Source organism: Moritella sp. 36, from assembly GCF_018219415.1.
Taxonomy (GTDB): Bacteria; Pseudomonadota; Gammaproteobacteria; order Enterobacterales; family Moritellaceae; genus Moritella.
On the sequence record NZ_CP056120.1, the window covers coordinates 3,705,329 to 3,729,478 of the forward strand.

A 24,150-nucleotide genomic window follows, 5' to 3' on the forward strand; every position below is an offset into this window, starting at 1 on the left:
GTTTTTTCTATTTTATTCATTACATCGGAGACTTTTTTGAATGTATATTGAGTCACCTCTTGTGCTTCGAACTGATTGTTCCTCGAGTAGTGGATGGGTTAGTTCTGATATATCGATGTTTTTTTTATCTTCAGGGTTAACTAAAGCAAGAGCGTCCTTAGTACGTGAAGCCTGTTGTCTAGGTTCGGCTTCAATCTCTATTTTCGTCTCTACAGGATCCTCTGAAATTCCCCAGCGTTGTTCGACCTGGTCAGCTATAGCATTCCATCGCTGAGCTATCATCTCTGTTATATCTTTTATCTGATTTTCCTTCGAAAGTTTTGCATTCACCTGTGCCAGTTGTGCCTCAAGTATCGCTAAAAAGTCTTTTGGAAGTTCTAATAAATAGGTCTCCATAAAATCTGAAGCGGTATACTCACCAAGATGAGAATAGTCAAGAAAACGCTCATAGACATGGTAAGAATGAAAAAAGTCACTTAAAGAAGAATTTGTAATAGGATATTTTGGCATTGTCGCACTTAATAGAGACTCATTATTTATTGCGATAGGAAAACCTTCTGAATCTATAAGGAAATTGTCTTGAATTATGCCACGAGCTGGAACATCTATACCAGCAAGTGTTATTTTACTTCCCGCTGAACCAATGGTAATACGATCTGTATTTCCAAACAGCCAGTCTATTACTTCAACTCCGGTAAACTCTACCCCCATATGCTCTATTGGTTCTCCTTCAAAACTGAGGCCTTGAGCAAGGTCTGAAGATAATAACCGGTAGTTATCCGAAACGGTATCCTCAGCAAAAAGACTATATATGATTGTAGTATTACTTTCTGTGTCTTTATCTACAGCAACAGGTGGTACTATTCCTAGGCCTAGCATGTGATCAAAATCCCATGCCATCTTCTCTAGGGTTCCCCTCCCCATTTCCTGTCCTCCATCAATATCTAAATTAATATATTTTTTACTCACCTTGAGATTAAAATTAATATCATCATCAAACTTTGCATTTATCTCCCATACTTCTGTTTTATTTATATTTTCGGAATGAATATCTACTTCGCGGATTAATTTTTTATTTTTTATAAATTCAGTACTACTGCTATCATCAAAGTTTAATATTCGTAAGATAACATCTTCTATTGTTTTTCTTGAATCTAAGTCCCCCGATCGAGATGAACCACGCAAAGCTTCCCATGCTTTTCCATTGAGTAACTTATCAATATATATATCATCAAACTTAATCGGTTTAGCGTTTGCTATGTTAGAAATAAGCAGGAGAAATATGGTAACTACTGTAACAACAAAGCCTATAGTAAAATTATATTTTTCTTTATTTATATATGTATGCAAAGTAACGCCTCTACGTATATGAATTAATATTAATTATCGAAGGAATCGACAACACTGTATGCTTTATCAAGGTGTTCAAGGACGGTATCAAAATATACTGTTATTCTAGGAGTCTTTCCATATGTCCAATATGTACCTGGTATTATTTCACTTTTTATATTTTCCTTATACTTGATAATGTTATATTTAACTCTTATTAGAGAATCCTTGGTATCTTTAGCATCAACTATATATGGGTTTAATGCGTTTCTTTCTTGATCAATAATGTTATTAATATCTGTAATTACATCATGTTCATGCTTTGAAACTAAAGCAAGCTGATAGCGTGAATACCTTAGTGTAGACAGCATAGCGTCTTTACGTCTTTCCATATAAGCGCTCTGCGTCCGAGCAATATTTTCTTTTATGTCTTCTGAATATACGGAAATATGGTCTGATAAGATGTTTTTGAATTTTTCCTGATAATCTTTATTGATATGCTCCTTTACATAAAGCGGCGCAACGTCTTTTTGGGCAGATTTCAGAGCTGACTTAATGGCACGTTCTAAGAACCCTGTATCTTTCTCTGGATCAGGATCTATGCTTTTTATTTGGCTGAATTCAACTATTTTCTTGAAAATAACGCCTTCATCTTCCTGTATACTTGTTTCACCGGATAATTTTTCTAAGATTTGATTTATATGATTCATTATCAATAAGTCATTAATCAAACCTTTAGGTAAAGAATCATTAGAGAAAAATTCCCATAAGCCTAATGTCAACGTAGAAAGTATATTATCCGTGATTTCTATAGGTTCTACACGATTGTTTATAAATGTTATAAAGTGTTTGCTAAAATATAGCCAACCAATAGTTTTATCAATTTTATCATTATATGCAATCCGTTCAGAATCCGATGTCACAAGGGAGAACTCATCCAAAAGGTCTTTAGTAATGTCCATTTTTTGAGTTATTTTTGACGATTTATCTCGTAATATGTAAGAGCTAGAGTCGATAACAGGTTCTATTTTTTGGATATAAGATTGCCAACTATCACTTGTATAATCCGCATGAATCGTGATAGTATCTGTAAACTTACCTGGAGCAAAGTAGCTTTGACCTAGAATCTGAATATTTAAGAAATAATCCGATGGGTCATAAATAGATTCAACTATATCGTTAAAATCATTCTTCATGTTATCAAGTGAAGTGGATGAAAATTTATTTTTCTCTACGTGTATTTTTAATGCTGATGAAAAAGTATTGAGTTGAATGAAGTCTAATACTCGTTTATTTTGCAATAGAACATATTCATCTGAATTATTAATAATTAATTCAACCAATTGTTCTAAAGGCAAGTCTAGATATTCATCGTTCGGGCGTATTGTCTCAAGAGCACTATCAATTGCGTTCTGGTACGTGTCCAGCATCTCACTGGGCTCGGCACTTAGCTGTAATTCAGCGATCTTAGAATCTAATTCCATTATAGTGCCTGTATTTAGTATCGCTCCTACGACGAATCCTATACCATCGAGTGAATCTCCAACGATCTCGGCAATAAGACTTCCTGTCGTTTTCGCAATAGCAGAAGATATCACACTGGCTCCGCCAGCTATCGTCAAAGTTGTACTAGCCAGAATCTCATTTACATCACCATGTTCTATTGTATTAATTAGACTGTACGCTCCGACAAGAAACATGGCAGAACCAAAAAGATCTCCAAACCCTAATTCTCCTTCTGCTTTTATATTTTCTACTGGTGAATCAGCTAGTAGAGTATTTCGGTATATTTCATCTTCAAGGTCTAATGTGCATGTTCCTGCAAAGCTGTTAAAAGTTATTAGGTATGGTATGAGGACACTAAGAATACTTTTTTTTGTATTAAATTGCATTATGATCAATTATCCTTTTATTGATATTTTATCGAAAATGTACTAAATTTAATGTGTAAACTACTATTTTTCATACTTCTTGAATTTTAGTAGTTTACTCATTAACTATTTCAAGGGATTATTTATATTGCTATTTTTTTATAATTCTAGCCTTGCGGATAAAGTCCTCAGCCAGTGTAGATAAGTCTGTCCAGTCTTTAATTATTTGCTGTACTTCCCCTTCTCCCACTAGCGATTCAAGTGTGCTATCCCCCCTCATGATTCGATTACTATATTTAATAACTGAATCCATATCATATGACATTTTTTGCCACTGTGTTGATACCTTAGATAATAAAGGAGACAGGGTATTTAGGTATGTGATACTCTGCGCCATACTCTTATCGGCTAATATATATGTCTGGAAGAGTGATAGCTTTAGTTTATCTTCACTAATTATATTTTTTAATTTTTTTATTTCTTGTAATATTATCGAGTCTTCATCTCCATAAACTTTGGCGACAATAGGTGCACTTATCCATCCTGCTATTGGGATCCATATATAAGTTGCAATCATCATCTCTTGATATTCTAGAAATTCTGACCTTTTTTGTAATATTTCAACTTTATCCAGAAAGTCGGTTATTTCTTCCTTTAATGCCACTGTATTTATATTCTTTATATCTTCTGTATAATTAGTTTGGATTGTGTTTAAATTTTTACTTTGTTGATAAAGATACCATTTATATTCCTTGAAACTATCTAAGGATTCCTGACTCTCATGCTCGAAACCCTCAGACTGATTTCTCAATATTTCAGCTATCTTTATTACAACCTTGTAGTCTTCTTCACTTTTTGTGTCAGCTAATTTAGCCATACTTCGTTGAAGCTGGGCTAAATATACAGACATATCATCAGCATAAGAGACGATTGACCAAGCGGACTTTAGCATGCTTGGATGTATGACTGTTAGCCATTCATGTGCTTTATCATGAATCCCCTTATATGATGCAAGTAATGGTTCAAATTGATCAAAATCATTATTATCATTTAAATCTAATCTCGCCTTTAATTCGGCTTTACTGTGAGGAAGAGAAAGAAGATTACTCGTAAGTCTTTGAATTGAACTCCAATCTGAATTGCTTAATATAAATTTATTTGTCTCACTTTCTTTATTGTAAATATATACTGGAGAAAAAATGCCTTCACTGGCTATTGCAGGAAAACACAGTGCTAGCGATAAAAGTGAACTTTTTAAAAAAAAACTCTTATTTTTTAACATATATTCTTATTCCTATGATCTTGAGTTTATGTTTGTTTGTTAGAGTATTTCATACGCAGATCCCCATTTCAACGGACAAAAGTTAATTAATAGTTAATAAAATGTTACTTTCACAATAGGACATTGAACTTGGGGTATATTTGTTTTACAACTGTATGTTCACAAGGAGGGTTGTGTTGCATTCTGATAATAGTTAACATCCTTTTCGACATCAATTATTCTGGTCTAATCTATCTGGACACCTTGATTGTGGATAATAGAACCAACAATTGAGGTAAGCATGAATACGAAAAGACAGTACCGAACTTATATCAAAGAGTTTAAAGAGGAAGCTTTAGGCTTAATAACAGAACAAGGTTATTGTTGTGGTTTAATTCTATCGGACACTTCTAAAAGCATTTAAGTATAATGTTAATTAGAGGTGATTATGAATACTAAATTTAAACGTCCGAAATTTACAACTGAATTCAAGCAAGGCGCTGTAAAACTCGTTACTGAGCAAGGATATACCAGTCAAGGTGCCGCAGATAGCTTAGGTATTTCATTAAGTGCTATCACGCGTTGGGTTAAGGCTGAAAGTGGTTCGCAAGCCAGACCAGGAACCAAACAAGAAAGCTTGAACCTATCTGAACGTAATGAACTTGATATGCTACGTAAAGAAAACGCTAAACTGCTGATGGAGAAGGAAATCCTAAAAAAGGCCGCAGTCTTCTTTGCCAAGGAAAGCGAGTAAGGTTTCAGTTTATTGCTGAGTATAAGAAGACATTTCCAATTCGAGTTACATGTAAAGCAATGGGCGTAAGCCCTAGTGCTTTTTATCACTGGCTATCAAATAGAGCGTCGCCTAAGAAAGATGTTGCGCTTGATATCAAGGCAACTGAGATATTTAATTATCACAGGAAAACGCTAGGGTATCGCAGATTAACCAATGAGTTACGCAAAGAAGGCTTTGATGTAGGCTATTATAAAATATGGCGCTTAATGTCGCGTTTAGGCTTGCAAGCTCGCTACCCAAAACGATTCAAGATAACGACTGATAGTAAGCATAATTTTAATATTGCAGATAATTTGTTAGATCGTAAATTCGATGTTCAACAGCCAAATAAATATTGGACAACTGATATCACCTACGTTTGGACACTTGAAGGTTGGATGTACTTAGCCGTTGTAATGGATTTATATTCAAGGCAAATCATTGGATGGAGTATTGCCGACAACATGAAAACAAAGAAAGACGCTGAACTCTGTATTTTGGATTATCTTGCTTATTACAACAGCAAGCGGCCACATACGACATTGGGGTATTTATCACCGATGGAATTTGAGCAACAGATATTAAGAAAAGTAGCTTAAGCAAGTGTCCGATTTGAGTTGACCATTACAGTTGATATTGATGACACACATAAACGTGTGATTGTTGCCGTCATCCATTACATAAGATAGGTGAAAGTAGTGGCGAAACCCTTGAGTTTGTCCCTGCTTATATTAAAGTCATCAAAACCATTCGCCCGAAGTATACGTGCCGACATTGTGAAAATAACGAGATTGAAAGTCAGGTAAAAATGGCACCAATGCCAGCAACACCGATACCCAAAAGCATGGCGACACCGAGCTTGCTCAGTCAAATCATTACCTGTAAATATCAATTTGGTTTGCCCCTTTATCGACAAGAAACTATGTTCAGTGATATCGGTATTGAGTTAAGCCGTCAAACAATGTCGAGTTGGATATTACGCTGTGCGGCATTACTTGAGCCATTATATATGCGCTTAAAAACAGTATTGCTTGCTGAGTCTGCGCCCAAACAACTAAAAAGTAATAAAGCCTCAATAAAAATTCAATTAAACTTTAATGGCTCAATACTTGCTTGTTAATGAAAAATAACTACAGAATAACGTCGACCCTAGATTCTCAGAGTAACCAACACACTTGATGGTAGTTTGTATAGCCCTAACGTTAAGCATATTTTGAATGATGTAATTAAGAGCATCGGAATGTTTCTATCTCAAGAGGACTTACTTGTTTCGCAATCAGCGAAAAAGAGTTGTGAGAAAGTACAGTTAAGATTGGAAGAAATTCTTCCTCGACTTACCGAAGGGGGGTTAGATAGATGTGCGTTGAATTGTGCTTACAGTACTTTATGTGTTGCCCTATATGATAAGCGCGAAGTTAATGCATTACATGCCTATTTGTGGAGTCGTGATGTGAAGGTGGAGAGAATTAAGTACGAACATTACGATAATATGAAAGCTATAGCTAATAATATAAAGTTAAGCTAAAAAATATATTAGTAATTACATCGTTTTAATCGGAAATTCAACCAAATAACAAGTTGCTAAGCGTATTAGGAGGAAATATTGAACTCTAAAGAATTAATTGATGAGCTAAGAGCTGTCTACGAAGCAAGGTAAGCGCTGAGTTAACCCCACCTACCAAATATTTTCAGTTATTGCATGATTATCCTTCATTAAATGAAGGGATAAAATCATGTCACAAAGCAAAAAAGAACAACATTGGCAGCGCATATTTCAGCTGCAAGTGGCCTAAACAAATCTGAATTCTGTAAACGTAACAATATTGCCGTATCCACATTTTATGCTTGGTCTAAAAAGCTCAGCCCACAACCACCTAAAAAAAACAAATAAGCAGAAGGTTATACCACTCGTATTTCCTGAAACTAAACCTGACCAGCAACTCACTCTAACATTACCTAATGGTTATCAATTTTCATTTCCCGTGTCATTAGAACCGAGCAAATTACAGCAATTTTTAAGTGTGTTTTCAGCATGACACCACACAAGCTGATCTACCTTGTTACGGGTCATACGGACATGCGTAAATCCATTGATGGCTTATCTTTAATCGTCAGTGATGTGCTGGAAATGGACCCGCTGAGTGAAGCTTGAATCGCCATCGCGATAAAATTAAGATCTTATTTTGGGATACCAATGGTTTCTGGCTTTACTATCGGCGCTTAGAGAAAGGCCGCTTTAAGTGGCCTTGTGCCACTGGTGAGCAAGACGCTCTGACAATCAACCAACATCAGCTAAATTGGTTGCTCTCAGGATTATCATTAGAAACTGCTCATTCACACAAGCCTTTAAATGGTCTCGCAGTGAGGTGATCGTCACTGGATCGACAATTGCCTGTTGCATGATCCAATACAACAGGAAAACTAGCGCTATCTACTTGTATTGAGCGCTAATAAATGACTACTGAACTACCTGATGATATTGAACAATTAAAACAAATGCAGGCAAACTTGCAGCGTGAAAATCAGGTGCTTAACTCTAAAAATATAGATTTGGATACAGACAACAAAATATTATCAGCTAAAAACAAAAAGCTTCAAAATAGCCTTAATATCGCTTTAGAACAGTTGAAACTCAATCGTAAAAAAGAGTTTGGTTCACGTAGTGAAAAAATGCCTAAAGGCACATTCAATGAAGCTGAAGAAAACCAATCAGAAGAAAGTAAACCTCGCGTACGAAAAGGCCGTAAGATCTTACCTGAACATCTTGAACGAGAAGAAAAGTCTTACGTTATCGACACTCCAACATGCTCATGCTGTGGGCATGATATGCATGAGTGTGGCGAACAGATAAGCGAACAAGTTAAGATCATTCCAGAAAAAATCAGCGTTATTAAGCACAAACAAATTAAATACGCCTGTCGTGCATGCGAAGCAACGTCAATTAGCTCATCAGTAGTGACTGCATCAAAACCAGCACAGCCAATACCTGGCAGCATTGCTAGCCCTGAAGCACTGGCCGCAGTTGTCGTCGCTAAATACTGCGATGCATTACCACTCTATCGTTTAACTGATATATTTTCTCGCGGTGGTCTTGAAATTACCCGAGGCACATTGGCTAATTGGTGTATTAAAAGTGCTGAATTACTCAACCCATTATTAGCGGTAATGAAAACACATTTACTTGCTCAATCAACGCTATGCGCAGATGAAACAACGATCCAAGTACTTGATGAAAAAGATAGAACCCCGCAGCAAAAATCATACATGTGGGTTTATCGTAGCAATGAATACACGGCAAAGCCGGTTGTAATCTACGATTACCAACCGAGTCGCGCACGTCGCTGCCCTAAAGCATTCTTAACTGGATTTGCAGGTTACTTACAATGCGATGGTTACAGTGTTTATGAAATATCGATGATATTATTCCAGTTGGTTGCTGGGCTCATGCAAGACGTAAATTTCACGATGCCTTAACCGCGCAGCCAAAAAAGACAGGCAAAGCCACTGTGGCATTAAATTACATTCAATCGCTTTACGCGATTGAGAAAAAAGCCAAATCATTAACCCCCGAAGAACGGCAACACTTACGAGTGAAAAAATCCGAACCAGTCTTGCAGAAATTTCATGAATGGTTAAGCAAAAGTGGAAAGACAGTCACTCCGAAAAGTAAAATAGGCGTGGCTATTAGCTATACCTTAAATCAATGGGAAAAGCTGAGACGCTATTTGTATTCGGGAGAATTAGGGATTGATAATAACGTCACTGAACGAGATATCAGGCCATTTACCACAGGTAGAAAAAATTGGATGTTCAGTCAATCAGTCGATGGTGCCGATGCGAGCGCAGTACTTTATAGTATTGTGATGACTTGCCGTGCGAACGATATAAATCCGTATTTATACTTCCAAAAACTCTTCACAGAACTGCCACAACGGGATGAACTTTCTGATTTAAGTGATTTATTGCCTTGGAATACAGACCTAGAAGCCTGATGATATCAGGCTTCACCGCTTAACTACGCGCTTACGGATATAGCTGGTTTAAACTCTGCATACTCTTCCGCCGTAAGCTCTTTTCTTAATCGTTTCAGCTCGGACTTCCGTAAACTAACGAGACTCTTTCGATACAACTTACGGACATGAAAACGGTCAGCGACAATGGGAATAGTCTTATTGAATACAGCTTTACAAGCATTCATATAACCATCGTATAAATCATAATATACTGCTCTGACACTGTTGCGTAATGATATCGGGATTGTACGTAAGAACCGGATAAAATTGAACATTTAACGCCCATGACACCTAGTATGTTAACCCTATCATCCACTCGGTAGGTTATAAGTGTGACAAAATCTCGATAACCTTTCTTCATACTGATCTCATCAAGCCCTAAAACACCCAGTGTTTTAATTGTCGAAGAATCGATGTCGGTTTCAATATAGCTATCAATTAAGGCATCAACGGTATGATAATCTACATCAGCTTTACGACTTACATCCGCGACGGTCGAATTGACCAACTCAAACAGTAAGTGATGCTCTAATGGTTTGGTTAATTTGCCTTTAGCATCATACCAATCCAGTTTTTCGGTGGTGGTAGGGCCCCCCATCACAATGCTCACATCAACCCTGCGAGGAATGATTTCAATGATCGTATCTCTGCCAAACATGGGCAAATGTCGCAATCGTAATTTACGGCTCAAACCATGTGATTTAGTCGGCTTACCACATTGACGACAGAGGAGGTGTTTCGTGTACTTTCAACTGCAATAGTGATCTCACGAACCAATAGATTAGTGTGGACGTCTATCACTTTCACATCTGGTAACCCTAATAGTTCCGCTGTAATATTGAGTGAACCAGAAGGAATACCGAACATAGAAAATACCTTTTTTGTGTCATAGTTGAAAGTGACACAAGTTTAGTAAAATTAATTATTCCACGCAAAGACGCGTAGAGCCGATAATATGCGTTCCTGTTATTTATTTTCAAGTCCGGTTAATAATTAACAATGACAAATATACAACTGATTCTATTATTATTTTAATTTATAGCAAAGGAAATAAATGCATAAAAATCAGTTAATCCGTTACGCGTATTTTTCTACGCCCTGCAGCAAAAAATGTGATGCCAATACCTAAAAGAAACAAGATAGATGGCTCAGGAACTTCACTCGCGGTATAACCGATGATGTTATCAATAGAGAAGGCTGCTCCACCGCCAGAAAATTCAGCATGAACTAAATTTTGAAAGGCATTAGAGACTGTAAATAGTTCAAAGTCATCAACGCCGTTACGGCCATCAAAAATACCGTCCAACACAAAACTTTCTGAGACATTAATCCCTAGGTCAGTAATACCATCGAGTGTTATTGCGCTTGCATTTGCCTGTCCGTCTCTCCAAAACTCCGCACCGTCAAACTGGGAAATCTCAAACGTGTCGCCGGAAATAGAATCCACATTGATGGTAAAAGACCCATTATGCACAAAAGCAACCTGTGTGCCGTTGTTTGTATACAACACCTCATCATTCCCAAGATCAATATGGCCGTTCCCATCTCTGGAAAGCACGAAATCATTGGCTATAAAACTGTTAACAATTAAGTGTGTATTATGAGTAACAGCAACATCTTCGAAATCAATGATAGTTGCCATAGCAGTGGCTGCCATGCCGCACAAACTGACTACAACAATAGAATTTCGTAAGAAACTTGCGATCTTTTTAATTTTCATATTCAGATCTCCTAAAATATTGCTTGAGAATTATGTGAAATATAAATCAGCACTAAACTACTTTAAGCACGTATCATTCCAATACCAGCAACCTACTGTTTTTATGTCACTTTAGTGAATTTCAAGAACGGCATATCATTATCGGTTTATTAGGTGTAAAAAATACTGACATGCAACAAGGGGTAGCAGATGGAGATATTAAAACCGAATCCATCTGCATCAACTTGATACGCGGACCACCTGACAGAGTCAAAAATAAGAACGAAAACCTTTGGTCCGGTTTTCGTATTTTTCATTACTTGTAGCATTAAAAAAGTGCGTGTAAAAATGTTTCATTTCTTCCAGATCTTTGCACCAAATCGCCACATGTTCGATTCTCATTTAACCCCGTCACGTTGCTGATCTTCTTCCTCACTAAATGTCATTAACGACTCCATGCTAAGAATCGCTTCTACTTCAACGGCACTGTTACTTGTTTTCAACCGAGACTGATAATACTCAGTAAGTGCATTACTTGATGTATTTAGTAATATTTTCTTGATTATCTCTAGCATGTTAATTCCTCTGTTTGTTTAAGCACTGAGGTAAGTATCACCCAATAAAGGGAAGTGAAAAACAGATTGAATTATATTGTTTACTTCCGGTTAAAGTCGTAATCTTACCTATAATGTCTTTTTTACCCGATTTCCTCACTAAACAGGGAAGTCAAGATGACGATATGGTGCCCGTTTTGAACAATGATAAGAAAATGCTGTATTTCTCTCGGTTAAGTAAGTTAGGTGTTAAGCAAGAAATAGCGATCACCCTGCATGAAGTGGCTGAAGTAATGTTTACCAGTTCCCGACATTGCCGTACCTTATTAAACGAGATGCGTGATTTACGCTGGTTAGAATGGACACCAAAAGCAGGCCGTAACCAACGTTCTCGGCTCTATCTCGTTTATGCTGTCGATGAGCTGAAAGCAGAACTAGCGCAGCAGATGATCGCCGTAGGTAAATACGAGAAAGCACTGGCGCTTATCGACCATGATCAACTGTTATTTGGGCAATTGCTGCAAAACACCTCTGGCGCGGTACAACGTGAAGGTCGATTACACATTCAACTGACTTACGCGCGTTCTTTTTCAGCCCTACTTCCGCATATTGCATTAAGAAACAGCGAACGTTTCTTGTTACGCCAGGTTTATTGCTGCCTGGTACAGTGCGATAAGAACGGAGTTATCAGCCCCCAACTAGCCCACCACTGGGTTTACAACGCAGAGTTACAGCGCTGGCGATTCTATCTGCGCCCAGCGCTTACCTTTCATGACGGCAGTACCATTAATGCCGATAAGATAGCGGAATTATTTAATCGCCTAAAACGATTAGCGACATACAAAACTGAACTGGCACATGTCATCCATATATCAGCGATAAACCCGCTCTGTATCGATTTTCAATTAGATCAACCAGACCCTGGATTTGCAGGACTCGTTGCTGATGTTAAGTACTCAATTCAACCTTACTCTCAGCTTAACGCAACCACGGCTATCGTCGGTAGTGGTGCATTTAGGGTACAGGAACACACACAGCAGTATTTGCGATTGCAGGCATACGACAACTATTATGGCCATCGCGCACTTACCGATACCGTCACTATTTGGCAAGTAGCGTCACCACAAATCAGTCCTTCGTGTATCAGGGAAATACAGGCAAATGTGGTACATAAAACCAGTCAGATCCGTTCAAATTATGCAATTAGCAGCCTTGAACGAGACATTAACAGTCTTGAACAGGAAAATAGCCCTGAGCAAGAAATCGGCAGTCTTCAACAGGGGACTTCAAGTAATGATCAGGCCATTGAAAGCGATCAAAAAAGCAGAATAGAATATGGCTGCCTGCTGGCGGTGATAAACAATAAAACTCAGCTTTCATTATTACAGCGTAAATACCTTAGCCAACTGCTTGCGGCTGATAAATTAATGGCAGAATTAAGTAAGTCAACCAACCCGATTGAAGCCATTCCAGCATACAATCTGCTTTCCAATTGGTTAAAAATAACGTCGACAGGCACAACAGCGCAGCCTTTGCCAAGCAAACTGACGATCGCAATATTCGAGCACCATACCTTAAAGGAATGTGCACAGGCGATGAGGGTGTTACTTGAACAAGCGGGATTTGAATGCGAAATTAACGTCTATTCCTTTGAGGAGTTACTGCAAAAGGCCAGTGCCAATACACTAATGGAAGACCTTATATTGATAAGTTTGGATTTAGACGACAACCTGCCAACGTCGGTATTTCACTGGATGTTATCGAATACGGTTCTAAATCACAGTCTTTCTGTTGACGCCAGAGACTGGTTGCAAACTAAATTAATCAACATCCGCCAACAACAGCCATTAACCCATTATCTTACCGAGTTGGAATCGATTAGCACAGCAATGATTACTGAGCACTGGATGATACCCATGCTGCATCACAGGCAGACCTTATATTTTCAAGGGGTGCTCAAAGGTGTGTCGATAAATGTCTGGGGTTGGCCTGAAATACATGATGTTTGGTCTGAAGAATACACTAATATTTAGCACCAGAATCATATCAAGGTATAATGGTGCTGACGCATAGCTTTAGAACTGAGTATTCAAGCTTGTCCGATACCTTGAAACCTCTTTGATATATATTAATACTCTTAGTTACACAGAAAACTATTTTTGTATATTTTAACTTTTGATTAGTAAAGGATGAACATGGATAACAAGACATTACTATTTAGCATAGCTGCATTTTCCCCACTTTTTGCAAGTGCAGCTTCTGAGCAAGAGGTTACTTCTCATGTTTCAGATAAACAAATAAAAGAACAAAGATCAGCCTTAGCAGACAATACTCAGAGTAAAGGCTTCGGTCCTCAGTCACCACGTGATATTGACCTAATACAAGGCCGAAACAAACAAGTATTTTCACAAGCGCCTGAATACACAAAAATGAACCTCTGTAATATCCATTTTCATAAAAATGCAGAGCATAAAGGCGGGGAATTTACCCAATATGCAGGTAACGGAGACGGTCAAGGCTATCACAGCGGTTATAAATACTCAGGTATATTAACCCAACAAGAATTATCTCCACTTAAATATGAAGTCGGTGCAAGTAAGCACGGCAGTTTATACCCTGGCGATACAATTGAAGCTCACTATGTCTATTCAACTGCTCAAGTAAGCCCTGGTCCAACTTTAGGCTCATGTTTCAGTGATACGAATAAAAACCCACAACTTAGAGTTGAGACTCAAGTTTACGTACTTGTTAACGATCCAGAAGCGAACAACTTTATTGAGTTAACTAAGCTCGGTATGGCCAATGGTGTTAATCAAGCAGTCAATATTCCAAGTAATACAGGTACTCCGGTACAGTATGCAGGTTCAACAACTGGACCGAGTTATAACGAAATAGGCTCTCCTTTTCAGGTTAGCTGGAGCGTTCGTCCACAAGTAATGAAGGTGAATATAAATAGCGTAGGTACGTGGCTAAAAAACAATGTTTTTGACGAGCATTATGCACATGGAGTGAGAAACTTAGTGAATAATCCTGACCTGTTGTCAGATCACTAACCTCAATTCAGCTTAAGTCATACCTATTTGTAACTAATTGTAACGACTAAACATAAGTCACACTGTTGAGGGGAAAATGCACCTGCGATATTCAACAGTATTTCGGTTGCAGACATGAACCAGTTTATTCGTGTCTATCTGGACCCAAGTAAAACCCTTCGACTGACTAACAGGCCGCAACAATAACAATCAATTCCGACAAATCAGCACACCACTTTGGTAAACCTACCACTAGTGGTGTATTTCGGTTTAAACAGACTACCTATCAGTTTCCCGCGGCCAATAGCGACAAACTCAATGAATAATAAGATTTTAATGTAAATGAACAAATATTCAGCACAATATTAAATATCGATTTAACAGATATCAATTGCGCATTTTAGATGCCCATTTTAAACCTTAACATCTGCTTTAGTGTTGATATACATAGTTAATTCAGTTGTTTAATTGTTACTAATGAAAAATCCAGTGAGTCACGCTGTTACAACCTACCCCTTTAAAGTTAAACAAAGATGTTGAAAAATGTAATTTATATGTTATTTTTCTGTGATCTCAGTGATTTATATTAAATCACGCTTTTCCGAAATTGAGTCTAATGAAAATAACAATCAAAATTAAATTAACACTGACAATTTGCGTAATGCTATTACTTGTTAATGGATTCTTTATTACCAGTATTTTTATGACAGAAAAGACAGTACTAGAGGCAGAGAAAGTTAACATTCGTACGAAAGTCGAAAGCTTAATAAAGAATAACTTACAAGGTCAAACCGACAACCTTAGCTTCTCTTTAGCCAGTTTATATGAATCATCTTCTAGCAATAATATTAGGCAAGAACTCCGCACTGAGATATTAACATTCAAAAAAACAATTGCAGATATGTATTCTGACGCACCGTCGGACGACGATGCAAAAGAAAATATCTATGCCTTTATAGATAACTATCGTTGGAATGGTGGACGTTACATTTTTGCTTATGATGCGGATTCATCTGAATACATGGCAAATGGTGCAAACCATCGCATTATTGGGACGTCTAGTTATAATTCGCAAGATAAAAAAGGCAATTACTACGCTCGAGATATTATCAATAGTGCTAAAAAATCAACCATTGGTTATAGCCAATATTATTTTCTAAACCCTGCATCGGATAAAGTTGAAGAAAAAATGTCGGCTTCTTTCTATTTTGAGCCACTTAACCTTGTTATTGCGACAGGTGAATATACGAGCCGATTAAAACAAAGCAAAATTGATATGGCGTTGAATGCGGTCGGTCTTACTCAGTATGGTAAAGATGGCTACTTTTGGATTCAAGATGCAAACGGTAAAATCCTTATGCATCCAGACGCGAAGTTAATCGGTACGACTGCGGACTTTACCCGTAATGCAGCAAACAGCCTTCAAAATAAGTCTGATATTTTTATGTCTGCGACATTTAAAAATGAAGAAACCAATAAAGTAGAAAATAAGATCCTGTATATACGTAACATCTTCCCTGATTGGGGCTGGTCACTAGGTACTGGTACTTATGAGAGTGAAATATTAACAATTGAAGATAGTTTAACGACAGCAACAACTGATATTTTCGATAATGAAATAATAAATAACTTTAAATTCGCAACTGCACTTTTCATTTTTGCTATTGTGCTTTCACTTTGGATTATCAACCGAATTATTCGTGAATTACTTGTGCTGAAATTAAGTATTGATAATTTATCGACTGGTGAAGCAGATTTGACTTCGAGATTAGTCATTAAGGGGAATGATGAGGTCGCCGATATTAGCCATTCTGTAAATAACTTTATTGGTTACTTACAATCGATGATGTTAGATATTTCCGGCGCTTCAAAAAATATTACACGTGGTATTCATGATATTCATTCACAGTCTGAGCGTAATACACAAGCGCTGGATAATCACAGTGCAGAAACGGAATTAGCAGTAACGGCTATTACCGAGATGAGCACAACCGCTGACATTGTCGCCCAAAATGCACTCCAAACAGCAACCAGTACACAAGTCGCAAATGATGACGCGAAAGCATCGAAAGTGACGGTTATCGAGGCATCAAATAGTGTCATGTCTTTAGTGACTGAAATGGATGATACGGCAAAAAGTATCCACGCGATGGATGAAAGTACGAAGAATATTGCAACGGTATTAGAAGTCATTGGGGGCATTGCTGATCAAACGAATTTGTTAGCATTGAATGCCGCAATTGAAGCCGCAAGAGCAGGTGAACAAGGTCGTGGTTTTGCCGTTGTGGCAGATGAAGTGCGTTCTTTAGCAGCCTTAACCCAAGATAGTACCGCTAAAATTAATGATATGCTGCAAAGCCTGACTGTTCGAGCCAGCTCAGCCGTCACCGCAATGAACAATACTACCGGGAGCTGTCAGAAAGTGGCAGAAAACACATCATTAGTAACAAAGAGCCTAGATAGTATGACAGGATCTATCGTTGAAATTAATGATTTAAGTACGCAAATTGCAACCGCATCTGAAGAGCAGAGCTCTGTGACTGAAGAAATCACACGTAATATGCATACCATCCAAGAGATGGTGCAAGTGTTAAGTCAAAACGGTCAAGAAACAAAGATAAGTGTGCAGAGTCTTACCGACGAAAACGAGACACTCGCAGCGTTGGTTGCACGTTTTAAATTAAGCTAATACGGTTCATATTTAAGGCGAGTACATTTGTTATGCGCTCGCTTTAAGCTCACTAATGCTTTTAATGCCGCGTCTGGTCTTTACTTCTAAGGTATCTAACACTGTGCCCAATTCAACCACATTAGATCCAATGCTAAATTTACTATTGGTAAGATATTGATGCTTCACACTGAATTTACTAAGCAGTAAGCCCATATTACTTTCAGGCATAAGTTTTGCGATTACGACACCAAATAAAAGAAATGTTTCGCCACAATCCGGATCATTGTCTCCAAGGCCCTTAATCGCAGTCACTTTGCAAAAAGTGCTCACCTTTTTTGTGCTTGTCACTACACAAACGATACTTCCTTCTCGAAGCTCTTTCCAAGCAGCATTTTTAACATTTCCTAATTGCTTTTCCGAGATATCAAATATGACATCTGATTCTGTTGGATAGCATTTTTTGTAATTTTTATTATGTATGTTATTTAGCAAAAACATGTCTATTTCCTAATTATGTACAACGCTGTCATGATACAGGTCGTTGTAACCACGCAATTATAATTTTTCTATACTGTTTTTTACTATGTCTATAAACGTAGTCTGCTCTGTTCGCGGTTAATTAAGTAACAGCTAACCGTCCTATAGTAATCCTACCAGCACCAAGCAAGGATTCCAGCTTACTCAACACCTAAGCTTAGGCCAATTATGCTACTTAGCATATTACAGCTCATGGGCAAGTGTCGTTGGTTATTTGGGTTGTATCAAAAGTTGATAATCAGGTTTACCGCGCCAACCGCATTTAGGTGTTTTGTTCCAAATACATTTGTTTTATAACGAGAGCTTTAGATACAAAAAAGCCTCCAATGAGGAGGCTAAATTAAATTTGCTATCACATAAAACAGGGTTTATTTTATAGACGGCTTTGCGCAATCTTAACTGCTGCTTCTAAATCAGGAATTGTCGTCAGCTCAGGTACGCGCTGAAGATAAATAATCTGATTGTTCTTATCTGTTACGATAATACTACGTGCTAACAAACCAAGTTGTTTGATCAATGAACCCGTTTTTTGACCAAATTTATGATCTAAAGAATCTGATAAGTAAGTCACACCATCAAGATTATGGTCCTTGATAAAGCGTTGTTGAGCAAAAGGTGTATCTGCGCTAAGTGCGTAGAATTCAATGCCTTTCAAATTATCATTTGAGTTAACATAGCTTGATAGGTCAACAGCTTGCTGTACACATACTGGCGTGTCAACAGATGTCAAAACACTGTATATTTTGATTCCTTTGCTTTCAGCACTAGTGTCGTAAGACTTTAAGCCAGACGTCATAAGTACAACTGATGGCATAAAGTCACCAACTTTTAGTGCATTACCAGTCAAGTCAAACTTGTTGCTTTGCTCAAGTGTTACGATTTGACCAGTACCAAAACTCGCACTCTCTTTTGTCGTTTCAAATTGTGCAAACGCACTAGTTGAAAGTAAAGCAGATAATAATATAGCTATTTTTTTCATCGTATTATCCTAAAACAGACATCGCAGCATCGTAGTTTACTTCATCTGTAATTTCAGATACTAATTCACTGTGAACAACCTTGCCTTCTTCGTTTAAAACGATAACAGCACGTGTTGCAAGACCAGCAAGTGCGCCTTCGTTTAAGTTAACACCATAGTCTTCTGTGAACGTTGGTGAACGGAAGAAAGAAGCAGTTTTAACACCTTCAATACCTTCTGCACCACAAAAACGGCTTGTTGCGAACGGTAAGTCAGCAGAAATACAAAGCACTGTTACGTTGTCGATACTCGCTGCTTTTTCGTTAAAAGCACGCACACTAGTCGCACATACAGGCGTATCGATACTTGGGAAAATGTTCAACACAACTTGCTGTCCTTTCAGGCTATCAAGGCTTAGCTCGCTCAGGTCTGCAGCACAAAGCGTGAAGCTTGGTGCAACTTGGCCAACTTGTGGGAAAGTACCAGATACTGAAACAGGTGTTCCTTGGAAAGTGATCGACATTATTAACCTCATAATTATGGTTTGCTTGGCACGTTAGGTTACGAGCCATAAAGACATTTCTTGATCTAGATCAAGATTTATATGTCGACAATCTACCATAAGGTTATTCTTAAGCGTAAGTAAACTAGTGTAAGGATATGTAAGCGCGAGTACTAATTAGTTAAAAAGCCGAAGGTGATAAAAAAGCCATTAAGCATGAATACTTAATGGCTTTTTATTCACTAAAATAAGACGAAACGAGATTACTTCAGTTTAAATTGAGCCACAATTGATTTCAGTTGCTCATTGGCAACAGCAACATTGATCGATTCTTGTGCGGTAGATTGGCCGTTTAGAGCTAGCTCTTGCGCCATTTCACGGATCGCAGTCATGTTACGAGTCACCTCACTCGAAACACTGCTCTGTTCCTCAGCTGCGGTTGCAATTTGCGTATTTAAATCATTTATCTGAGTGACAGAACTAGCAATATTATCTAAATCTTCAGCTACTGCATACGTACTTTCAGCGGCCTGCTGGCAGGTTATTTGTGTCATATCCATAGCAGAAATAGCTGAACTTGACCCCATAGTTAATGCATCCAGCGTCTCTTTGATTTCAGCCGTACTCACTTGCGTTCTCGCCGCTAGCGCACGAACTTCATCAGCAACAACAGCAAAGCCACGACCTTGTTCACCCGCTCGCGCAGCTTCAATTGCCGCGTTAAGCGCAAGTAAATTTGTTTGTTCTGCAATCTCACCAATCACATTAAGTACTTTAGTGATAGCTTGCGTATCTTTCTCAATGTCTTGGATACTTTTTGATGAACTTTCTACATTGTCAACCAGCTTAGACACGGTTGATGTGGTCGTTGTTACCGTCACTTTCGACGAACCAACCTGCTTATTCATTGCATCTGTAAACTGTGAAGCTTCCTCTGCATTACTGGCAACATCATTTGCCGTTGCACTCATTTCTTCGACTGCCGCTGCGATTTGGTCTGTTTCAATTGAATGAGCATCCAATACTTGGTTATTGCTTGTCGTTTGCTGCTCTAGCTTTCCTACACTTTCAGAAATATGCTGTGAAGAGTTATCGATCTCAAGCATTAAGGTTTGTAGGTTCTTAATGAAGGCATTAATACCGCCCGAAATATCACCTAAATCATCGTTACTTTCAACCGGTAAACGACGCGTTAAATCGCCATTACCTTTCGATAAATCCATGACAACTGCTTTCAATGATACAATTGGACGGTAAACAATATTCAATACGAAAATAGTCAAGAATAGGCCAATTGCGAGCATAATAGCAGAGACCACAATCGCACTTTCTAACGCCTCATCAACTTCAGCATAAGCGACAGACTTATCAACACCAATAAATAAGTACCATCGCTTACCATTAGTAAGCGTGATTTCTTGAGTAAAAGCTAACTTATCGACACCACCTAAAGTATAAGCGGTAGTATGTGCTCTTTCGCTTAGCATACCGGTTTTAACATCACCCATACCGATATCAGAAAAATTAACACCCGTTTTCAATGTAAGTGAATTGGATGCTAATGCCTTACCATCGCTATCCATAATTGCAGTCACAGAGCCAGGGTAATTAACATTTTTAACGGTTTTTTCAAGAATTTCTAAACCAATATTACCTAACAGCACACCATTACCGATATTACGTACGACTGAGATAACCGGAAGACCAGTACTCCTAGCATTATAAACATCCGTCACGTCTAGCGTTGCTGTGTTCTTACCTTTGGTATACCAAGGGCGTTTACGCGCATCGTAACGTTCTATAATCGCAACGCCATTAACCCAGTCTGAATTTTGAGCTGTAGAATACGTGACACCGTCGTCAAATGAGAAAAAGACGCTAGCAAAACCACTGGTTTCTTTTATAAGTCGCGCAATTGTGACGTAATCATCACCAAGGCTATTTGACTTATATTTTTGGGACATAGCATTAAGCGCATCCGTTTTTGTTGTAAACCAATCTTCAATTTTTTTAGCTTCGTAGCTTACGATTGAACTCGACAGCAGGTTCACATCTTCAATTGTTTTAGATTTAATTATATTATAAGAAATTATATTCGAAACAAGTAAAATAGCGGTCAGTAAAATAACTACCGACAATATGATGAGCCTTTTAAATCCTAAATTTTTTATCATTGTTTTTATTCCACAATTAGATAGATCAGAGATTAACTGCTGAGATAATTTACATCCATAAAATTAACTGCAGTAGTGTCTAACAAACTTAGAATATGCTTTAAATTAACCTCATACTCTTCGTTACGTCCTTCATTCTCTATTTATTACTTCCTAACAATGAGAATATTCTGAATAATCCATCAATGACACAATGCAGCGTATCGACCATTTCCCATAAAACATTAATAAAAAACGATAAATAATAAGTTACATGTTGTGAAGAGGCGTAGTACTGGGTGGAAGGCGAGGCTAAAACTCGCCTATAGAAGTGATGCTGAAGACACACGGCAAGAAAGCCGGCAATCAATGTTATACCTGACTAACTGCGTTATCGCTGGAATGTATTGCACTTTGAGGTATACGTTTATTTTAACGCTAAGCGTATTGGCGTCTTACGCCTATCCTTCTTTTATCGCAACAAAATTCAATCGTTTATAATCAGCCGTCCATTGCTCATTGCTGTCACAAAGTTTAGGTCTGCACAAATCGACCATTCGCTTAATCACAGAGGCTCTCGAAGACTCACCTAGATCACTAAGAATTTCCTGTGTAAAAGTCAAAAACCAGCCTCGCACATTTGTAGGCAACAATGTAGGTCTATCACGCAACGTTATTGTTTCTACCTTAAATCCTGCTGAGGTTAATAATTTTTTGTGCTCTTCCGGTGAAGGAAAAACCCAAGGGTTACGTGAGGAAAAATCTTTACCTATTTCGGAAAGTGCGACAGTCATCGCTGAGCATAATATAGCGATGTTTCCTTGCCCGCCCATTTCAACTACAAATCGACCTCCAGGTTTAAGCGCCCTATATACCCGATGTATCAACTCTTCTTGTTTAGGCATCCAGTGTAATGCAGCGTTGGAAAATACCGCATCGAAAGTAGACTCGAAATCAATAGCTTGCGCATCTATTTGACGAGCATCAACTCCTCGGCTACGAGCAACATCAATCAAATTTTGACTCGTATCAACGCCAATGACTTCACAGCCTAAATCAACCATCACTTTAGCTAACTCGCCATCACCACAGCCTAAATCAAGAATTCTCTCACCTTTTTTCGGTGCTAGGTCCTGCATAACCTGCTGGCTCATCTGTGATACGTAGCTAGCATGATTTGCATAGTCACTCGCTTCCCAATAATCATCAATCATCACTTTCTTCCTTAATATGTAAATAAGAGCTAGCTCCAAATCGTTTGAATCCATTCAGGTGTAGCGTGAAACACGATGACGCTAGATATTCAACACGCCAAAGTAACCTATCACCTTATAAAATGTACACATGCAACACAAGGGGAAATAGAAGGTTGCGAGGAAATGTTGAAAACTTAGGCCTAAAAGACACAAACATCAAGATTAATACTTATTTTTCAGTCTATTATAACGCTTTGGCATGTTTAGCCTAGTCAGGGAATAGTGGATTTAGACACATCATCGATACATATCAATCCCTTGATAAGATTCTAAAAATTGTCGACCACAATCAAACCCTTGTTGATAATCATAATCAAGCGATGTCTTTTTGCTACCAATCAATTTTGATTTTAATAACCGAGTTGGATGCAATTCGTATATGGAAACATCTTCAGGTGGTCTCTCTAAAAACATCTGAGCTTTAAGATACGATTCTTCATGATCGATTAAGTTATTCATTATTTCTTTGGCTTTTAAATTTTTAATATACGGTGTTAATTTAGCTAAAAGTTTATGTTCATATTTGACCTCTGGCGGTGCAGTTCTAATCACGACAATATGTTTATAGCCTTGCCGATACACCTCTTCTAACGGTATTGGCGCCTGCACTCCACCATCTAACCAATGATATTTATCGAGTGTAGCTGGCGTATTATAAATGCCAGGAATAGAACAACTCGCTTTTAATGCCAGTTCCCAACCGGCCCCAAATAAATCAAAATAATCCACTTGGTTATTATCAGCTTGAGTAGCCGTCACTAACACTACACGGTTTGTCATATTTTCATAACCACGATTCCAATCAAGCGGTATCTTTGTTTTTGTTTGTTCAATCAACCAATCAAGATCCATACCTTTACTCTCGAATAAAAAAGAACGCATGTTAAAGAAGCTTTTATGCATTGTGGCTTCTGTAATCACGCGATAGGCGTGCCGATATTGCCCACAAATATAGGAGGCAAGATTTAATGCGCCTGCCGAGGTACCAATTAATAATGAAAACGGATTAAATTTTTCTTTAAGAAAAGCATCTAGCACCCCCGCAGTAAAAATACCTTTTTGACCTCCGCCCTCGACAACAAGCGCAATAGAATTAGCCTTATTAACACTGTAATCTCGGTTTTCTTGGGAACGGTGTGCTGAATAGTAGTGATGATTACCTGACATTAAAATTCCTAAAATAATCCAGATCAAGGCACGTGAAAACACGTGATGATGCACGGATATTTCGTTTAGGTAAGCCATTACATCGTGGGGATTATGCTATTTTAGGCACAGTCAATGGCCTCCAGGAAGAAAACATCCACGAAGGTATCCACACTCAATGTAGTGTACTTTTAAACGATAAATAGCGATGGCAATGATGCCATGATTGAAGGACTCCTGCTTTAAATAATGCTATTTGTCACGCAGACACGAGAGCTGATTGAGCAGCCTAAAATATTTCAGGAAAATAGAGAGCATCAACAATTAGCAGTAGTATCTTCGATAGACATACTAGCTCGTGCTGATAAAGTTCAATTTATACTAATCTTACGA

23 protein-coding genes and 2 pseudogenes are annotated in these 24,150 nt (G+C 38.0%); 10 read left to right on the top strand and 15 right to left on the bottom strand.

Annotated elements, in window-relative coordinates:
• Window positions 1-12 precede the first annotated feature (12 nt).
• The 3 genes from HWV03_RS16350 to HWV03_RS16360 form a co-directional block, all read right to left on the bottom strand.
• Window positions 13-1,350, bottom strand: a complete 1,338-nt coding sequence (locus tag HWV03_RS16350; RefSeq protein WP_211676863.1) for a hypothetical protein — start codon at window positions 1,348-1,350, stop codon at window positions 13-15.
• Between the two features lie 29 nt (window positions 1,351-1,379).
• Window positions 1,380-3,221: a hypothetical protein gene (locus HWV03_RS16355; RefSeq protein WP_211676864.1), complete on the bottom strand. Its 1,842-nt coding sequence runs from the start codon at window positions 3,219-3,221 to the stop codon at window positions 1,380-1,382.
• A 130-nt stretch (window positions 3,222-3,351) separates the two neighbouring features.
• Entirely contained in the window at window positions 3,352-4,482 is a 1,131-nt protein-coding gene (locus HWV03_RS16360) for a hypothetical protein (RefSeq protein WP_211676865.1), read from the bottom strand.
• A 427-nt stretch (window positions 4,483-4,909) separates the two neighbouring features.
• Between HWV03_RS16360 and HWV03_RS16365 the strand changes: the two genes are divergently transcribed.
• The 7 genes and pseudogenes from HWV03_RS16365 to tnpC all read left to right on the top strand — a co-directional run bounded on the left by HWV03_RS16365 (window position 4,910) and on the right by tnpC (window position 9,228).
• Window positions 4,910-5,215 carry a transposase gene (locus HWV03_RS16365; protein WP_211676866.1) on the top strand — a complete coding sequence of 102 codons (306 nt, stop codon included), beginning with the start codon at window positions 4,910-4,912 and terminating at the stop codon, window positions 5,213-5,215.
• 11 nt (window positions 5,216-5,226) lie between these two features.
• Complete coding sequence (locus HWV03_RS16370; RefSeq protein ID WP_255547185.1) at window positions 5,227-5,835, top strand: IS3 family transposase; 609 nt, start codon at window positions 5,227-5,229, stop codon at window positions 5,833-5,835.
• Window positions 5,836-5,888: 53 nt separating this feature from the next.
• Window positions 5,889-6,311, top strand: a pseudogene (locus tag HWV03_RS16375) (IS66 family transposase); the annotation flags it as partial.
• A gap of 684 nt (window positions 6,312-6,995) precedes the next feature.
• Window positions 6,996-7,127 (top strand): IS66 family insertion sequence element accessory protein TnpA, encoded by a 132-nt coding sequence (gene tnpA, locus HWV03_RS22820; RefSeq protein WP_446724891.1) that lies wholly within the window; start codon window positions 6,996-6,998, stop codon window positions 7,125-7,127.
• A 141-nt stretch (window positions 7,128-7,268) separates the two neighbouring features.
• Window positions 7,269-7,388, top strand: a complete 120-nt coding sequence (gene tnpB, locus HWV03_RS16380) for an IS66 family insertion sequence element accessory protein TnpB (RefSeq protein ID WP_211676867.1) — start codon at window positions 7,269-7,271, stop codon at window positions 7,386-7,388.
• Window positions 7,385-7,606, top strand: coding sequence for an IS66 family insertion sequence element accessory protein TnpB (gene tnpB, locus HWV03_RS22825; protein WP_211676868.1), 222 nt, complete (start codon window positions 7,385-7,387; stop codon window positions 7,604-7,606). Before tnpB (HWV03_RS16380) ends, tnpB (HWV03_RS22825) begins: the two co-directional genes overlap by 4 nt.
• An 84-nt stretch (window positions 7,607-7,690) precedes the next feature.
• Window positions 7,691-9,228: pseudogene (tnpC, locus tag HWV03_RS16390) on the top strand (IS66 family transposase).
• Between the two features lie 23 nt (window positions 9,229-9,251).
• Here tnpC and HWV03_RS22830 read toward each other — a convergent pair.
• The 6 genes from HWV03_RS22830 to HWV03_RS16420 all read right to left on the bottom strand — a co-directional run bounded on the left by HWV03_RS22830 (window position 9,252) and on the right by HWV03_RS16420 (window position 11,523).
• The gene (locus HWV03_RS22830; RefSeq protein ID WP_211676869.1) at window positions 9,252-9,524 is read right to left on the bottom strand and encodes a transposase; all 273 of its coding nucleotides are present in this window, start codon (window positions 9,522-9,524) and stop codon (window positions 9,252-9,254) included.
• On the bottom strand, window positions 9,431-9,907 hold the full coding sequence (locus tag HWV03_RS16400; protein WP_211680393.1) for a transposase family protein: 477 nt from the start codon (window positions 9,905-9,907) through the stop codon (window positions 9,431-9,433). Before HWV03_RS16400 ends, HWV03_RS22830 begins: the two co-directional genes overlap by 94 nt.
• 29 nt (window positions 9,908-9,936) lie before the next feature.
• A complete protein-coding gene (locus tag HWV03_RS16405; RefSeq protein ID WP_211676870.1) occupies window positions 9,937-10,116 on the bottom strand; it encodes a hypothetical protein in 180 nt (59 codons plus the stop codon).
• 202 nt (window positions 10,117-10,318) lie between these two features.
• Window positions 10,319-10,969 (bottom strand): PEP-CTERM sorting domain-containing protein, encoded by a 651-nt coding sequence (locus HWV03_RS16410; RefSeq protein WP_211676871.1) that lies wholly within the window; start codon window positions 10,967-10,969, stop codon window positions 10,319-10,321.
• Between the two features lie 249 nt (window positions 10,970-11,218).
• Window positions 11,219-11,350, bottom strand: a complete 132-nt coding sequence (locus HWV03_RS22835) for a VOC family protein (RefSeq protein ID WP_370629409.1) — start codon at window positions 11,348-11,350, stop codon at window positions 11,219-11,221.
• Window positions 11,347-11,523, bottom strand: a complete 177-nt coding sequence (locus HWV03_RS16420) for a hypothetical protein (RefSeq protein WP_178138014.1) — start codon at window positions 11,521-11,523, stop codon at window positions 11,347-11,349. The genes HWV03_RS22835 and HWV03_RS16420 overlap by 4 nt, the downstream gene beginning before the upstream one ends.
• 164 nt (window positions 11,524-11,687) lie before the next feature.
• Here HWV03_RS16420 and HWV03_RS16425 point away from each other — a divergent pair, with 164 nt between their 5' ends.
• The 3 genes from HWV03_RS16425 to HWV03_RS16435 all read left to right on the top strand — a co-directional run bounded on the left by HWV03_RS16425 (window position 11,688) and on the right by HWV03_RS16435 (window position 17,223).
• A complete protein-coding gene (locus tag HWV03_RS16425; RefSeq protein ID WP_211680274.1) occupies window positions 11,688-13,535 on the top strand; it encodes an SgrR family transcriptional regulator in 1,848 nt (615 codons plus the stop codon).
• A gap of 162 nt (window positions 13,536-13,697) precedes the next feature.
• Window positions 13,698-14,555: a delta-class carbonic anhydrase gene (locus HWV03_RS16430; RefSeq protein WP_211676872.1), complete on the top strand. Its 858-nt coding sequence runs from the start codon at window positions 13,698-13,700 to the stop codon at window positions 14,553-14,555.
• A gap of 595 nt (window positions 14,556-15,150) precedes the next feature.
• Window positions 15,151-17,223 (top strand): methyl-accepting chemotaxis protein, encoded by a 2,073-nt coding sequence (locus tag HWV03_RS16435; protein WP_211676873.1) that lies wholly within the window; start codon window positions 15,151-15,153, stop codon window positions 17,221-17,223.
• A gap of 30 nt (window positions 17,224-17,253) precedes the next feature.
• Here the strand turns inward: HWV03_RS16435 and HWV03_RS16440 are convergent, their stop codons facing one another.
• From HWV03_RS16440 to HWV03_RS16465, 6 genes are all read right to left on the bottom strand, one after another.
• The gene (locus HWV03_RS16440; RefSeq protein WP_211672567.1) at window positions 17,254-17,703 is read right to left on the bottom strand and encodes a hypothetical protein; all 450 of its coding nucleotides are present in this window, start codon (window positions 17,701-17,703) and stop codon (window positions 17,254-17,256) included.
• Window positions 17,704-18,115: 412 nt separating this feature from the next.
• Entirely contained in the window at window positions 18,116-18,721 is a 606-nt protein-coding gene (locus HWV03_RS16445; protein ID WP_211676874.1) for a peroxiredoxin, read from the bottom strand.
• Window positions 18,722-18,725: 4 nt separating this feature from the next.
• A complete protein-coding gene (tpx, locus tag HWV03_RS16450; RefSeq protein ID WP_255547186.1) occupies window positions 18,726-19,226 on the bottom strand; it encodes a thiol peroxidase in 501 nt (166 codons plus the stop codon).
• A gap of 239 nt (window positions 19,227-19,465) precedes the next feature.
• Window positions 19,466-21,376, bottom strand: a complete 1,911-nt coding sequence (locus HWV03_RS16455; protein ID WP_211676876.1) for a methyl-accepting chemotaxis protein — start codon at window positions 21,374-21,376, stop codon at window positions 19,466-19,468.
• Window positions 21,377-21,816: 440 nt separating this feature from the next.
• Entirely contained in the window at window positions 21,817-22,569 is a 753-nt protein-coding gene (locus HWV03_RS16460; RefSeq protein ID WP_211676877.1) for a class I SAM-dependent methyltransferase, read from the bottom strand.
• Between the two features lie 279 nt (window positions 22,570-22,848).
• Window positions 22,849-23,778 carry a patatin-like phospholipase family protein gene (locus HWV03_RS16465; RefSeq protein WP_211676878.1) on the bottom strand — a complete coding sequence of 310 codons (930 nt, stop codon included), beginning with the start codon at window positions 23,776-23,778 and terminating at the stop codon, window positions 22,849-22,851.
• Window positions 23,779-24,150 lie beyond the last annotated feature (372 nt).

What these genes read in the sequence shown, in the direction of transcription:
- HWV03_RS16355 (WP_211676864.1), bottom strand. Translation starts at nt 3,221, where the DNA reads ATGCAATTTAATACAAAAAAAAGTATTCTTAGTGTCCTCATACCATAC.
- HWV03_RS16360 (WP_211676865.1), bottom strand. Translation starts at nt 4,482, where the DNA reads ATGTTAAAAAATAAGAGTTTTTTTTTAAAAAGTTCACTTTTATCGCTA.
- HWV03_RS16365 (WP_211676866.1), top strand. Translation starts at nt 4,910, where the DNA reads ATGAATACTAAATTTAAACGTCCGAAATTTACAACTGAATTCAAGCAA.
- tnpB (WP_211676867.1), top strand. Translation starts at nt 7,269, where the DNA reads ATGACACCACACAAGCTGATCTACCTTGTTACGGGTCATACGGACATG.
- HWV03_RS22830 (WP_211676869.1), bottom strand. Translation starts at nt 9,524, where the DNA reads ATGTTCAATTTTATCCGGTTCTTACGTACAATCCCGATATCATTACGC.
- HWV03_RS16400 (WP_211680393.1), bottom strand. Translation starts at nt 9,907, where the DNA reads ATGTTTGGCAGAGATACGATCATTGAAATCATTCCTCGCAGGGTTGAT.
- HWV03_RS16405 (WP_211676870.1), bottom strand. Translation starts at nt 10,116, where the DNA reads ATGTTCGGTATTCCTTCTGGTTCACTCAATATTACAGCGGAACTATTA.
- HWV03_RS16410 (WP_211676871.1), bottom strand. Translation starts at nt 10,969, where the DNA reads ATGAAAATTAAAAAGATCGCAAGTTTCTTACGAAATTCTATTGTTGTA.
- HWV03_RS22835 (WP_370629409.1), bottom strand. Translation starts at nt 11,350, where the DNA reads ATGAGAATCGAACATGTGGCGATTTGGTGCAAAGATCTGGAAGAAATG.
- HWV03_RS16420 (WP_178138014.1), bottom strand. Translation starts at nt 11,523, where the DNA reads ATGCTAGAGATAATCAAGAAAATATTACTAAATACATCAAGTAATGCA.
- HWV03_RS16425 (WP_211680274.1), top strand. Translation starts at nt 11,688, where the DNA reads ATGGTGCCCGTTTTGAACAATGATAAGAAAATGCTGTATTTCTCTCGG.
- HWV03_RS16430 (WP_211676872.1), top strand. Translation starts at nt 13,698, where the DNA reads ATGGATAACAAGACATTACTATTTAGCATAGCTGCATTTTCCCCACTT.
- HWV03_RS16435 (WP_211676873.1), top strand. Translation starts at nt 15,151, where the DNA reads ATGAAAATAACAATCAAAATTAAATTAACACTGACAATTTGCGTAATG.
- HWV03_RS16440 (WP_211672567.1), bottom strand. Translation starts at nt 17,703, where the DNA reads ATGTTTTTGCTAAATAACATACATAATAAAAATTACAAAAAATGCTAT.
- HWV03_RS16445 (WP_211676874.1), bottom strand. Translation starts at nt 18,721, where the DNA reads ATGAAAAAAATAGCTATATTATTATCTGCTTTACTTTCAACTAGTGCG.
- HWV03_RS16455 (WP_211676876.1), bottom strand. Translation starts at nt 21,376, where the DNA reads ATGATAAAAAATTTAGGATTTAAAAGGCTCATCATATTGTCGGTAGTT.
- HWV03_RS16460 (WP_211676877.1), bottom strand. Translation starts at nt 22,569, where the DNA reads ATGATTGATGATTATTGGGAAGCGAGTGACTATGCAAATCATGCTAGC.
- HWV03_RS16465 (WP_211676878.1), bottom strand. Translation starts at nt 23,778, where the DNA reads ATGTCAGGTAATCATCACTACTATTCAGCACACCGTTCCCAAGAAAAC.